Source organism: Fictibacillus enclensis (genome assembly GCF_030123385.1).
Classification (GTDB): domain Bacteria; phylum Bacillota; class Bacilli; order Bacillales; family Fictibacillaceae; genus Fictibacillus_C; species Fictibacillus_C enclensis.
The window spans coordinates 668,713-681,739 of sequence record NZ_CP126109.1 but is presented as its reverse complement, the minus strand read 5'-3'; the positions used below and the strand labels follow the sequence as shown (position 1 = coordinate 681,739).

General features: G+C 46.6%; 12 protein-coding genes. 6 read left to right on the top strand and 6 right to left on the bottom strand.

The window, feature by feature from the left end:
• Positions 1-12: 12 nt before the first annotated feature.
• Together QNH15_RS03650 and QNH15_RS03645 are read right to left on the bottom strand one after the other, a co-directional pair.
• Positions 13-891, bottom strand: a complete 879-nt coding sequence (locus QNH15_RS03650; RefSeq protein ID WP_283892666.1) for a branched-chain amino acid ABC transporter permease — start codon at positions 889-891, stop codon at positions 13-15.
• Between the two features lie 113 nt (positions 892-1,004).
• A complete protein-coding gene (locus QNH15_RS03645) occupies positions 1,005-2,177 on the bottom strand; it encodes an ABC transporter substrate-binding protein (RefSeq protein ID WP_061974498.1) in 1,173 nt (390 codons plus the stop codon).
• A 301-nt stretch (positions 2,178-2,478) separates the two neighbouring features.
• Between QNH15_RS03645 and QNH15_RS03640 the strand changes: the two genes are divergently transcribed.
• The 4 genes from QNH15_RS03640 (at position 2,479) to QNH15_RS03625 (ending at position 8,138) form a co-directional block, all read left to right on the top strand.
• The gene (locus QNH15_RS03640) at positions 2,479-4,137 is read left to right on the top strand and encodes a glutamine--tRNA ligase/YqeY domain fusion protein (RefSeq protein WP_283892663.1); all 1,659 of its coding nucleotides are present in this window, start codon (positions 2,479-2,481) and stop codon (positions 4,135-4,137) included.
• A gap of 333 nt (positions 4,138-4,470) precedes the next feature.
• Positions 4,471-6,000 (top strand): ATP-binding protein, encoded by a 1,530-nt coding sequence (locus QNH15_RS03635; protein ID WP_430667122.1) that lies wholly within the window; start codon positions 4,471-4,473, stop codon positions 5,998-6,000.
• A complete protein-coding gene (locus QNH15_RS03630; protein ID WP_283892661.1) occupies positions 6,000-6,683 on the top strand; it encodes a response regulator in 684 nt (227 codons plus the stop codon). Before QNH15_RS03635 ends, QNH15_RS03630 begins: the two co-directional genes overlap by 1 nt.
• 156 nt (positions 6,684-6,839) lie before the next feature.
• Positions 6,840-8,138 (top strand): CitMHS family transporter, encoded by a 1,299-nt coding sequence (locus QNH15_RS03625; protein ID WP_283892659.1) that lies wholly within the window; start codon positions 6,840-6,842, stop codon positions 8,136-8,138.
• A gap of 258 nt (positions 8,139-8,396) precedes the next feature.
• Here the strand turns inward: QNH15_RS03625 and QNH15_RS03620 are convergent, their stop codons facing one another.
• From QNH15_RS03620 to QNH15_RS03605, 4 genes are all read right to left on the bottom strand, one after another.
• On the bottom strand, positions 8,397-8,831 hold the full coding sequence (locus tag QNH15_RS03620; RefSeq protein WP_061974508.1) for a DUF6526 family protein: 435 nt from the start codon (positions 8,829-8,831) through the stop codon (positions 8,397-8,399).
• 18 nt (positions 8,832-8,849) lie between these two features.
• On the bottom strand, positions 8,850-9,950 hold the full coding sequence (locus QNH15_RS03615; RefSeq protein ID WP_283892656.1) for an ABC transporter permease: 1,101 nt from the start codon (positions 9,948-9,950) through the stop codon (positions 8,850-8,852).
• Positions 9,947-10,879 carry an ABC transporter ATP-binding protein gene (locus tag QNH15_RS03610; protein WP_129477849.1) on the bottom strand — a complete coding sequence of 311 codons (933 nt, stop codon included), beginning with the start codon at positions 10,877-10,879 and terminating at the stop codon, positions 9,947-9,949. Before QNH15_RS03610 ends, QNH15_RS03615 begins: the two co-directional genes overlap by 4 nt.
• A 73-nt stretch (positions 10,880-10,952) precedes the next feature.
• The gene (locus tag QNH15_RS03605) at positions 10,953-11,606 is read right to left on the bottom strand and encodes an SIMPL domain-containing protein (protein WP_283892652.1); all 654 of its coding nucleotides are present in this window, start codon (positions 11,604-11,606) and stop codon (positions 10,953-10,955) included.
• A 94-nt stretch (positions 11,607-11,700) separates the two neighbouring features.
• Here QNH15_RS03605 and QNH15_RS03600 point away from each other — a divergent pair, with 94 nt between their 5' ends.
• The gene (locus QNH15_RS03600; protein ID WP_283892650.1) at positions 11,701-12,300 is read left to right on the top strand and encodes a cysteine hydrolase family protein; all 600 of its coding nucleotides are present in this window, start codon (positions 11,701-11,703) and stop codon (positions 12,298-12,300) included.
• A 70-nt stretch (positions 12,301-12,370) separates the two neighbouring features.
• Positions 12,371-13,015: an SDR family oxidoreductase gene (locus QNH15_RS03595; protein ID WP_283892648.1), complete on the top strand. Its 645-nt coding sequence runs from the start codon at positions 12,371-12,373 to the stop codon at positions 13,013-13,015.
• Positions 13,016-13,027 lie beyond the last annotated feature (12 nt).

The window sequence follows — 13,027 nt, the reverse complement described above, 5'->3', positions numbered from 1 at the left end:
TCCTGTTCCCTCCTATACCTTTTCTCTTTTGTACTTTCCAAACAGTCCTGAAGGAAGAAAGATAAGAATTAAAATAAGAACAATAAAGGCTGCACCGTCGCGCCATAAGGAATACCCAAAAGCACTGACCAGTGACTCAATAACACCGAGCAGCAATCCCCCTACCATCGCCCCAGGAATGATTCCAATGCCGCCAAGCACCGCCGCAACGAAGGCTTTAAGACCAGGAATAACACCCATTAGAGGTTCAATCTTAATATAGTAAACTCCGAAAACAACGCCTGCAGCACCGGCAAGCGCCGATCCGATAGCAAAGGTAGCGGAAATGGTGCGGTCCACGTTGATGCCCATCAGCCGTGCAGCCTCTGCATCAAAAGATACCGCACGCATCGCTTTCCCGATTTTTGTTTTATGTACGATAAATTGAAGAATAATCATCAGGGCAACGGATACACCAAGAATTAAAAGCGACTGGCTGTTAATCTTAGCTCCAAAAATATGAATCGCATGCTCTGGCAGCACATCTCCCGGATACGCTTCCGGCTGCGCACCGCGCACATAGATAAATCCGTATTCAATCAAGAGCGAAACCCCGATGGCTGTGATCAGCGCTGCAATCCTTGTCGCATTTCGCAGCGGCTTATAGGCGATGCGCTCGATCAGCACGCCAAATACGGCGCATACGGCCATGGAAAGAATCAATGAAACTATGAATGGCAGATGAAGCACTGTAATCGAATAAAAGCCAACAAATGAACCAACCATAAACACATCGCCATGCGCAAAATTGATAAGCTTGACGATTCCATAAACCATTGTATAACCCAAGGCAATCAGGGCGTAAATACTGCCAAGTGAGATTCCGTTCACCAGCTGTTGAATCAATTCCATCTCAGTCTCTCCTTGAGAAATCATATTTTTCACACTGCACACTTGCAGCACTTTATTGTATAAAAGCTTAAAACGGAGAATAGGGGGACGGAGCCCCCTATTCCAACTTGCTCTTATGGATTAATCTTTGTATTAAACTCCTGCTTGCCGTCTTTGTATTCAAGAATGGATGCCGATTTGATCGGATCGTGGTTTTTATCCAGCGTCAGTTTTCCGGAAACAAGAGACAGATCTTTTGTTTTTGCCAGTGCTTTTGCGATTTTTTCAGGGCTTGCATCGCCGGAACGCTTAATGGCGTCCGCAAGGTAGTATGCCGTATCATAGCCCAGCGCACTAAAGGCATCCGGTGATTTTCCTTTGTATTTTTTCTTAAATGCGCTGACGAAATCCTGGATCTTCTTATCCGGATCTCCTGAAGAATAGTGGTTGGTAATGTACGTATTGTTCAGCGCTTTTGGACCGGCAATTTCTACAAGTTTCGGAGAATCCCAGCCATCTCCGCCCATGAACGGCGCCTCAATGCCGATTTCACGCGCTTGCTTGATGATCAAGCCTACTTCTTCATAATAGCCAGGCAGGAAGATGAAATCTGGCTTGGCTGCTTTCAGACGGGTAAGCGTCGCACGGAAATCAGTATCTTTTGCCACATAGGCTTCCTCGGCCACAATGGATCCGCCATTTTTCTTATAGGCAGATTTGAACGCGGACGCAAGCCCCTTGGAATAGTCGCTCGCACTGTCGATAAAGACAGCCGCTTTTTTCGTTTTCAGCTTGTCTGTCGCAAAGTTTGCGGCCACTGTTCCCTGGAACGGATCAATAAAGCATGTCCGGAAGACATAATCATTAACCTTGCCGCCTTTATTTGTAATTTCCGGGTTCGTTCCTGTTGGTGTGATTAAAGGTACTTTGTTGCTCTGGGCAATTTGCACCTGTGCAAGTGTATTGGTGCTCGTCGCAGCCCCGATCACAGCCGCCACCTTATCCTGGCTGACGAGTTTAAGCGATCCGCTTGTCGCTTCTGCCGCCTCTGATTTATTATCTACTTTGACCAGTTTAATTTTCTTTCCGTCAATTCCCTTTTTGTTCAGCTCGTCCAATCCAAGCTGAAGCCCTTCGGCAATCGACTGTCCATAGGACGCTACGCCACCTGATAGTTCAAGGTTGGCTCCTACTTTGATGGTCTCCTTGCCCCCAGAACCTCCTGTCGATGCCGCACCGCAGCCCGCCATCACTCCTGCGGATAATGATAGAGAAAGTAAGATCCCTGCCAATTTCCTCTTCTTCATGTTTCCATCCCCCTCTTTTTTATAAAGAACATCCCTACAATATTTAAACATTGTAAATAAAATCAATATTCTGAAAATATTTTACATCATTCTATATGTACCGTCTAGCGTATTTCTTCCACTTCATTTTTCCTGCCTTCACTTAAAATTTTTTATAAAAAATATAAAAAAACATAGAATGGATGAGGAGTTAAGCTGTTTTTTTGTTTATAATAGCTAAGGTAACCAACGGGAATTTTGTTTCCTTGCTGTGAGTGATATAATGTACGGATAGAAATGTTAATAGAAAGGCTGATACGGGATGGAAGAAAACTCTAATTTTATAAGAAGCATCATTAAAGAGGATCTGGAGTCCGGAAAACGCGATACCGTTGTCACCCGATTCCCTCCGGAACCGAACGGCTACCTGCATATCGGGCATGCCAAATCCATTGTGATCAATTTTGGAATCGCAGATGAGTTCAACGGACAAACCAATCTTCGTTTTGACGATACAAACCCTTTAAAGGAAGATCAGGAGTATGTGGACTCCATTAAAAATGACGTCGCATGGCTTGGCTACGAATGGGAGAACCTCCGCTATGCTTCCGATTATTTCGAGGAAATGTACAAACGCGCCGTCCTATTGATCAAAAAAGGAAAAGCGTATGTGGATGACCTTTCCATTGAGGAGATCCGTGAGTACCGCGGGACATTGACTGAACCTGGAAAAGACAGCCCGTACCGCAGCCGTGCAGTCGAAGAAAATCTTGACCTGTTCGATCGCATGCGCAAGGGCGAATTCCAAAACGGTGAAAAGGTGCTCCGCGCTAAGATCGATATGTCTTCTGGCAACATCAACATGAGGGACCCTGTCATCTACCGTGTATCCCATGCCACTCATCATAATACAGGGGACACGTGGTGCATCTACCCGATGTATGCATTCGCACATCCGATTGAAGATGCGATTGAAGGGGTGACGCATTCTCTTTGTACGACCGAGTTTGAAGAACAGCGCCCGCTGTACAACTGGGTTGTTGAAGAGTGCGAAATGCCAAGCAAGCCGCAGCAAATCGAGTTCGGCCGCCTGAACATCGAAAACACGGTGATGAGCAAACGAAAGCTGAAACAACTGGTTGAGGAAGGCTATGTGGACGGCTGGGACGACCCCCGCATGCCGACCATTTCCGGACTGCGCCGCAAAGGCTATACTCCTGAAGCGATTCGTGAGTTCGTACAGGCAACCGGTGTTTCGAAAGGCTCCGGTGCAGTAGATGAGGCCATGCTCGAACATTTTGTACGTGAAGATTTAAAGTTGAAGGCACCGCGTACGATGGGCGTGCTGGATCCGCTTAAAGTTGTCATCACCAACTATCCGGAAGGACAGGTTGAAATGCTTGATGCGGAGATCAATCCGGAAAACCCTGAGATGGGAACTCGCCAAATTCCGTTCTCCCGTGAGATTTACGTGGAACGCGAGGACTTTATGGAGAACCCGCCTAAGAAATATTTCCGCCTTTTCCCAGGCAATGAAGTGCGTTTGAAGCATGCTTACTTCATTAAATGCGAAGAAGTGATCAAGGACGAAAACGGTGAAGTCGTGGAGCTGCGCTGCACGTACGATCCGGAAACAAAAAGCGGCACTGGATTTACCGGCCGTAAAGTTAAAGGAACGCTGCACTGGGTGGAAGCCACACAAGCTCTTCCTGCCGAGTTTCGTCTGTATGAGCCATTGATTCGTGATGAGGACCTTAAGGCCGCTGACGAAAGTGAAGACAAAACGTTCATCGATTTTGTCAACGAAAATTCGTTAACCATCCAACAAGGCTTTATCGAACCAAACATGAAAGATGCCAAACCGCAGGACAAATTCCAGTTCTTCCGCCACGGCTATTTCAATGTGGATCCGAAGCACACGACCCATGCTAAGCTTGTGTTCAACCGTATCGTTTCCCTGAAAAGTTCATTTAAGCTGTAAACTTGAAAACCGGCTCTTCCACGAGAGCCGGTTTTTTTGATATGTTCTGTTGCCCGGCTCAGTTTACATAATCTGGTTCCAGCGTGTATTTTGTCTGAAATGGTGGCGCGTATTTCTCAAAAAATGACGGGTAAATCCACCATTTCCGCGGGTATTGCAGTACCTGTGCACCCTCCATGCAGTCTGCCTTCCCTCCGACACTCCATTTGATGACAGCAAGACTGTTGGCGTATAGTAATAGTAGAAGATACAGAGGAGGGATGCCGCCTGAAAGCCGTAAAAGTATCGCTGCAGATCAAAATCCTCGGGCTGGTGCTCTTATTTGGATTCTTTTTGATCGTCCTGCTGACCGGCTATTTTAGTTATAAAGAAAGCAACCAGATTGAAGAGAATAGAGGAAGGCTGGCCCTTGAACTGGCAAAATCCCTTTCCTTCATGCCCTCGGTAATCGAGGCGTTCGATACAGATGATCCCGCTAAAACGATACAGCCCCTTGCGGAAAAAATCCGCAAGTCGACCGGCGCTGAATTTATTGTTGTAGGAAACCGGCAAGGCATCCGGTATTCCCATCCCGTGCCGTCCGAAATCGGCAAGAAAATGAAGGGCGGCGACAATAAAAGAGCTCTACAGGGAAAGTATTATGTTTCAAGAGCAAAAGGGTCACTTGGACCTTCATTAAGAGGAAAAGCTCCGATATATAACAAACAGGGCGAGATTATCGGCCTTGTATCGGTAGGTTTTTTATTGGAGGATATCAACGAACAGATTACGAACAATTTGCAAAAGGTACTAGTCGTGTCCTTTCTTGCACTTATCGTTTCGATTCTCGGAAGCTTCATGTTATCCCGGAACATCCGAAAAGACACAATGGGGCTGGAGCCTTATGAGATTGCAGCTCTCTATAAGGAAAAAAATGCGGTCTACCATTCGGTAAAAGAAGGGATTCTCGCTATTAAAAAGGATGGGCGAATCACCAACATGAACCAGCCGGCAAAAAGGCTTCTCAACATTGAAGGTTCTGTCCGGAATATGAAAGTGGACGGGCTTTTTCCGTCGGATTATCTTTATGAAGTCATGCAGCACGGCAGCCCGGAGCCCGACAAGGAAATGTACTGGAAAGGCCAAACAGTGATCGTGAACTGTACGCCGCTCCAGAATAAAAGCGGTGAAATTACCGGGGTTGTAGCTTCTTTCCGTGACAAAACCGAGATCGAACAGATGGTCAATACACTTTCTGAAGTGAAACAGTATTCTGATGATCTGCGTTCACAAACCCATGAATATACAAATAAGCTTTATGTTCTGTATGGTCTTCTTCAGCTTGGAGAATATGAAGAGGCGATTGATATGATCAAAAATGAAACCACATTACTTCAGCTGCAGCATTCCGTCGTTTTCAGGCAAATACAAGATACAAAAGTACAAGCCATTCTTTTGGGCAAACTCGGAAAAGCATCCGAAAAGAAAATCCAGTTCGAAATCGCGCCAGACAGTACGCTGGAAGTGCTGCCGCAGCATATCAAACTGTCCAATTTGATTGTTATCCTCGGAAATATTATCGATAATGCCTTTGACGCTGTGTCGGGTATGGAATCTCCAGCTGTAAAGCTGTTTGTCACCGATATTGGCAGCGATATCATTTTTGAAGTCGAGGATAATGGAACAGGCATCGAAGAAAAGGAAATCCCTCAGCTTTTTAACCGGGGCTATACCTCGAAAACGGGAAGCAAGCCGCGGGGATATGGACTGGCTAATGCTGATGAAGCAGTAAAAGAATTGAATGGGATTATCGAGGTACACAGCCAGCCGGAAAACGGCACGGTATTTACAGTGTACCTTCCAAAGAACAACCAGGGGAGCTGATGAAATTGATCAAGGCAGCCATCGCAGAAGATGATTTTCGGATTGCCGGTATTCATGAAAAGTTTTTACAGAAATTCAGCGAAATTCGCGTTGTGGGAAAGGCGCTGACCGGAGAAAATACCCTTCAATTGCTGACGGACACAAATCCAGATTTGCTTTTACTTGATGTCTATTTGCCGGATATGCCGGGTTCCGAGCTGCTTCCTGTTATCCGTGAGCGTTTTCCCAGAATCACCATTATTATGATTACCGCTGCCACCGACAAAGAAATCCTTGAGAAAGCGCTCGCCTATGGAGTAGACAATTATTTGATCAAGCCTGTCACTCAGGAACGCTTTGAAGAAGTGATTCAGAGCTTTATTAAAAAGCATGCGCTTCTGTCCGTAAACGGCCCAGTAAACCAGGATATTGTAGACCAGATTTTCGAAAAATCCAAACAGGAACAGAGCAAAAAAGGAACTGGCTACCCAAAAGGCATCGATGAAATTACGCTAAAAAAAGTGAAAGCCGTTCTGGAGACGCAGCAAAGCGGCATGTCCGCCGAGGAAGTCGGAAATGCCATTGGCGCCTCAAGGATTACCGCGCGGCGTTACCTGGAATACATGTCGTCGGTCAATGAGCTCAGGACTGAAGTTGTTTATGGCATCGTCGGCCGCCCTGAGAAGAAATATTATCCTGTGTAAAGGGTGGCTGAGCAGCAGCCACCTCTTTCTTATCCTCCTTGGTGAACTTAATGTACAAAATGACACTAAAGTACGTTAATAACTTTATTTTGTAAACGTTTTCATGTCAGAAAATTTCGTTTACACTGTGGTTAGTTTACGAAAGAGGTGAAGACCGTGCTCGCATTATTAGGTTTCTTATTAATCCTTACTTTCATGTTTTTAATTATGACAAAACGTTTATCTGCCATGATCGCCCTGATGGTGATCCCAGTTATTTTTGCATTGATTGGCGGTTTCGGTAAAGATATCGGACCGATGGCTCTTCAAGGAATAAAAGATGTAGCTCCGACAGGAATCATGATTTTGTTTGCCATTCTCTTCTTCGGCATTATGATCGATGCCGGCGTATTTGATCCAATCATCTCACGAATTTTAAAAATTGCTAAAGGCGATCCGGTAAAGATTGCGATTGGTACCGCGGTTCTTGCTCTCCTGATTTCCCTTGACGGTGACGGAACCACCACTTATATGATTACGATTTCCGCCATGCTTCCGCTGTATAAGCGAATTGGCATGCGACCTCTCGTTTTGGCCGGTATTGCCGTATCTGCTTCCGGCGTTATGAACCTGCTTCCATGGGGCGGACCGACCGCCAGAGCGATGACTGCTCTGAAGCTCGAAATGTCCGACATTTTTACTCCGGTCATTCCTTCCATGATCGGCGGCGTCATCTTCGTGCTGTTCATGTCCTATGTTCTTGGTAAAAAAGAACGGAAACGAATTGGTGTGGCAGAGATTGACTACAGCACAATGGCCATGCAGGCAGCCACTGTCGATCCTGAAGTTCTTGCGCTTAAACGCCCAAAGCTTATTGTGATCAACTATGCGCTAACCATTCTTTTGCTGGTTGCCTTGATTAAAGAGCTTCTGCCAACGACTGTGCTGTTTATGGTTGGCTTTGCAATCGCTATCACCCTGAACTATCCGAAGTTAAAAGATCAGAAGGAACGTGTCGCACACTATGCGGATAATGCACTGTCTGTTGTCACCATGGTGTTCGCAGCCGGTATTTTCACAGGAATTTTAACAGGAACAAAGATGGTCGATGCGATGGCCAACTCCATGATTACACATATTCCTGATGGCCTTGGATCACACTTTGCAATCATTACCGCCATTATCAGTGCACCATTTACCTTCTTCATGTCCAATGACGCGTTTTACTACGGAGTGCTTCCGCTCCTTGCCAAGGCTGCTGCTGGATATGACATCGACCCTGCCATGATCGGACGCGCCTCCCTGATGGGCTTGCCGGTTCACCTGTTGAGTCCGCTCGTTCCATCCACGTATTTGCTTGTGGGAATGGTCGGCGAAGACTTTGGAGATCTGCAGCGCGGCTTCCTGAAATGGGCGTGCGGATCCACCCTTGTGATGATTCTGGTGGCCATTGGGCTGTCGATCATACCATTTTAATAGGATATAAAAAGGAAAGCCCGCGGGCTTTCCTTTTTTGTTGGATTGAAGATCGGCAGTTTACCATAATACGGGTTTGGACAGTAAGATTCCAATTTCGGCCAGTAAATCTCTCATTTCCGCCAGTAAAAAGTGAATTCCGGTCTGTAAGTTTCCGATACTGGCTCGTATTTGGCTCAACCGATTTTCAACTAGGCCACTTGCCTGCCTGCTCAACCCAAAAATCAGCAAAAAACAGCTCAGTGAGCTGTTTTTTTACTAGATTCGATAATAATCTCCCCGCCAATTCGTGATTTCCTTCTTGATTTCTTTCGTGCTCCAATTGTTTTCCGCAGCTTTCGCGCTCAGTGCAGGAAGTTCTTCATCACTCGCGAATCGCAGTGCGACGATTTGCCTGGCGGACAGCCGCTGATCCAGCAGTTTGCCGGTCAGCACGTAATGCCGCAGGTTCTCTTCTGCCCGGATGGCCCGGTCCTGTGCTTTTAGCGGGTAAATCCGAACAAGAACAAAAATCATGACAAGCGATCCGGCCATCAGCAGCAGGACCACTGCCAGATTGATGTTTCTCCACTCAATCAATGCACCAATGAAGTAAGTAACCGCCGTGCCGAGCGAACCCAGAATAAAGATGGTCAGTACATAATGATACAGAGGATGCACCCTCGCATGATTTTTATAACTTTGATTTTCCATGTCAGCCTCCTAATCTGCTTATTCCCATTTAAAGGTCAGACTTGCCACAATAAAGGCACCAATGATCCAGCCGCCAAGGACCAGCGCCTCCGTACCGAGACTCATAAACGTCGCGCCTACATTCATCGTCTCCCGCATGGCTGTTGTCAAATGGGCTATAGGAAGAATATGAACGATCGGCTGGAGAAATTCCGGCATGTTTTTAATTGGGAAAAAGACCCCGCCCAAAAACAGCATCGGAAACGACAGAAAGCCTGCGATCGGACCGGCGCTTTCCGGTGTTTTTGCGATACCGGCGATAATGAAGCCGATCGCCATAAATGCCAGCGTTCCAAGGATAACAAAGCTCACAAGGGTCAGCCAGGAACCTCTGACTTCGACGTCGAACACGAGACGGGCGACCATCAGGACAATCAGCGCCTGCAGTCCGTTCAGCAAAAGACGTGCAGTAATCTGGGCCGCAATAAAGGTGTGGGCCTTCAGTGTGGTTCCCTGCATCCTCCGCAAAATGCCCCGTTCACGCCATGAGGCAATCTGGCCTGCAACTCCGTTCATGTTGTTGCTCAGGATCATCATCGCCACGATCCCTGGAACGAGAAAATCGATATAACGAAGATTGAGCGCCTCTACGCCTTTTGGATTAATCACAACGGCTGGCCTATAATCTGCCTTTTGTTTGCTTACCGCATCCACTGCATTGTAAACGAGCTGCTGGCCAATCTGGGAAACGGCCAAGTCGGTTTCATTATAAAAAACTGGCAGTGTAAACGGTTTTTCGTTCTGTGAGGAGTTCTTCATTCTCTTTTCATAGCCCTTGGGGACCTCTACGACGAGCTGGACATCCCCCTGCTTCAGCTGGTCGAGCGCGTCTTTTTTACTGGACGTTTTCTCAAGCGAGATCGCCTCGTTTTTCTTTAAAATATCCGCAAGCTGTTTAGACTGGGGAGAGTGATCCTGGTCAACATAGCCGATCGTCACAGACATGCCGTTTCCATTTCCTAAAAAGGAGCCAAGCATAACCATCAGGAAGATCGGAAACGCAAGAGTCCAGAACAGTACCTGCCGGTTGCGCAGGAAAATGCGCAGCTGGGCCAACGTTAACTGCCAATAAGCCTTCATCCTTCTCTAAGACTCCTTCCTGTCATGTGAATAAACACGTCCTCCAATGTGGCGGTACGCGTCTGCAGATCGGTCAGCTTTAACCCTTTTTCAGAAGCCGTCTCAATCAGGCTGGTTAACGTTTCCTGAAGGTTGTCGGTGTAGAGAACCTGAACATCCTTATGTCCGCCGATTTGTGTCACCCCTTTAATCTCTTCCAAATGAAAAGGAGCACTCTCATCCACCCGGAATTCGACCGCACTGTCCGACTGAAGATTTTTCACCAGATTTTCCGGGGTATCCAGTGCAATCATCTTGCCTTGATCCATGATGGCAATACGATCACACAGGACATGCGCTTCATCCATATAGTGGGTCGTCAGCATGATCGTCTTCCCCTTTTGCTTCAGGTTCAATACAATGTCCCACAATGTCCGCCTTGCCTGCGGATCGAGACCTGTCGTTGGCTCATCCAGAAAAATGATCCACGGATCATGCACAAGAGCGAGTGCAATCGCCAGCCTCTGCTTTTGCCCTCCGGATAAGCTCTTGATCCGGCTCTTGCGTTTGTCCGTCAGGATCATGTCTTCAATCAGTTCAGGAATTGAAATGTGCTTCGGATAAAAGCTCGCATACATTTTTAATATTTCTTCAACGGTCAGGAGTTCAAACAAGGTGGTGGACTGCAGCTGCACACCGATTACCTCTTTAATGCGTTCCAGGTCTTTCCGAATGTCGAATTCCCCGATCCACGCCGTTCCCGCGTCTGGTTTTCGAAGACCAACCAGCATTTCAAGCGTGGTCGTCTTCCCCGCTCCATTTGGCCCAAGTAGGCCGAAAACTTCTCCTCTATGTACCTCAAAGTCAACACCATTTACCGCATAAAAGTCTCCATATCGCTTCACCAGATGCTCGGCTTTAATAATCGTCTCATGAGAACTCAAGGTCATCCCCCATTTCTTAACTTCCATCATAAAAAAAGAGCTAGGTAACCCTTCAATAAGAGCCTAACTCATTCCTTTTTTATGACATATAAAAAAATTCCGCCTCAATGGCTGCTGTGATTTCATTTTCACCGGTTTGGATAGGCACCGGTCCCGCATGCGCCAGCATGGCTCCTTGAAAAGGCACTGGACCAGGCCGTGCACTTTTGGGTAACTCGGTTACTTTTGCCGGGTAGCGGTTGATGGTGACACCCAGATCCCTTGCGATATTCATCGCCTTTTGGTGCGCATTTTGAACGGCCAGCGTTAGCGCTTGATTATAAAAGGCATCTTGAGACGACACGATAAATTGGATAGACGAAACAGAATTAGCTCCCTGGCTTACGGCCATATTGATAACGGCACCCGTTTGGCTTATATCCCGAACGGTGACCTGAAGCTGATGATTCACTTGATAGCCTTTTAAGTGCTGCTGTCCGTTTTCATAACTATACTGCGGATCAATCCGATAGAGCGATGTCTGGATGTCTTTGGATGGAATGCCCATCGTCATCAGTCCATGAGTCACCTGGTTCATCACTTCATTGTTCTGCTTTTGCGCGGCACTGACATCTTTATTTTCAGTAATCACACCGATCGTCAGCTGCGCCTGGTCAGGCACGGCATAAGCAGTCCCTTCCCCATACACTCTGATGGTGTTTCTTGTAGCTGCATCCGGCCGCTCATAATACACCGAAATCCCTCCTATCCGCAAACTACTCCACAGTTTATGCGGCAGGAGCCGGGCTCATAACAAAATACCGGGGTAACAAGAAAAGCAGGATCCTATGAAAAGAAATAATCAACCTGCCCTAATACTGGTAGACATACAGAAAGCTTTTGAAGATCACAAATGGGGTAAGCGAAATAATTTAATGGCAGAAGAAAATATAAAACAGCTCCTAAACCTTTGGAGAACAAAAGATATGCCTGTCGTTCATATTCAGCACTATTCTGATAATCCGACTTCACCCTTCCACCCATCTAACAAAACTTTCGAAATAAAAGATATTGTAAAGCCTGCGGACAGCGAACCCGTATTTACAAAAAAGGTAAATAGCGCTTTTATCGGGACGGATTTGGAAAGTTATCTTAGAAAAAGTGATATTATTTCAGTGGTCATCACTGGATTAACCACCCCTCATTGTATATCAACCACTACAAGAATGAGTGGCAACCTCGGTTTTAAAACCACTCTACTTTCCGATGCCACTGCCGCCTTCGAATTAAGGGATATTAATGGAAAACTTCTTGATGCTGAAACGGTACATCAAGTTTCCTTAGCCACCTTGAACGAGGAATTTGCAAAAATAATGACTACAGATGAATTATTATGCAAAATAAGAGAAGAAGCCTGCTCTTTTAGCCCCAATGAGCAGGAAGTTTGAAGAAAGCAGGCTCGTTTGAAATACTTTGAGGTGAGTTGTCAATCCTATAGAAAAAGGAGAGTGTACACACATGAAGGTCTTTTTAGTAGGAGCAAATGGACAGATCGGACAAAAATTGGTCAAGCTTCTCACTGACAGTTCAGAGCATGAGGTTACAGCCATGATTCGAAATCCTGAACAAGCGGGTGACCTTGAGAAAATCGGCGCCCAAACCGCTGCCGCCAACCTTGAGGGCAGTGTGGAAGATCTCGCAGCCGCCGTTAAAGGCCATGATGCCATTATTTTCTCTGCCGGATCAGGCGGAAGCACAGGGTCAGACAAAACCTTGCTCGTCGATCTGGATGGCGCGGTGAAAGTAATGGAAGCAGCCGAACAATCAGGCGTGGAGCGTTTCGTTATGGTTAGTGCCCTTCAGGCACATAACCGGGAAAACTGGAACGAAAAAATCAAACCTTATTACGTGGCCAAGCACTATGCGGATAAGGCATTGGAAGCAAGCAAGCTCAATTATACGATTGTACGCCCTGGCGGCCTGCTCAATGAACCGGGTACAGGAAAAGTCCAAGCGGGTGAAAACTTAGAGAGAGGTTCCATCCCGCGTGAGGATGTGGCCCAAACCGTATTCACGGCATTAACCGAGGAAAACACGTTTAACCGCGGATTTGACCTGACATCTGGAGAGCAGTCCATCAGCGACGCGCTGAAAAATTTATAAATTAAGAAGGCT

Bases quoted from the DNA above. Each gene is read 5' to 3' on its own strand.
- QNH15_RS03595 (WP_283892648.1), top strand. From the start codon at position 12,371: ATGAAGGTCTTTTTAGTAGGAGCAAATGGACAGATCGGACAAAAATTG.
- QNH15_RS03645 (WP_061974498.1), bottom strand. From the start codon at position 2,177: ATGAAGAAGAGGAAATTGGCAGGGATCTTACTTTCTCTATCATTATCC.
- QNH15_RS03615 (WP_283892656.1), bottom strand. From the start codon at position 9,950: ATGAAGGCTTATTGGCAGTTAACGTTGGCCCAGCTGCGCATTTTCCTG.
- QNH15_RS03610 (WP_129477849.1), bottom strand. From the start codon at position 10,879: ATGACCTTGAGTTCTCATGAGACGATTATTAAAGCCGAGCATCTGGTG.
- QNH15_RS03600 (WP_283892650.1), top strand. From the start codon at position 11,701: ATGAAAAGAAATAATCAACCTGCCCTAATACTGGTAGACATACAGAAA.
- QNH15_RS03630 (WP_283892661.1), top strand. From the start codon at position 6,000: ATGAAATTGATCAAGGCAGCCATCGCAGAAGATGATTTTCGGATTGCC.
- QNH15_RS03650 (WP_283892666.1), bottom strand. From the start codon at position 891: ATGGAATTGATTCAACAGCTGGTGAACGGAATCTCACTTGGCAGTATT.
- QNH15_RS03640 (WP_283892663.1), top strand. From the start codon at position 2,479: ATGGAAGAAAACTCTAATTTTATAAGAAGCATCATTAAAGAGGATCTG.
- QNH15_RS03620 (WP_061974508.1), bottom strand. From the start codon at position 8,831: ATGGAAAATCAAAGTTATAAAAATCATGCGAGGGTGCATCCTCTGTAT.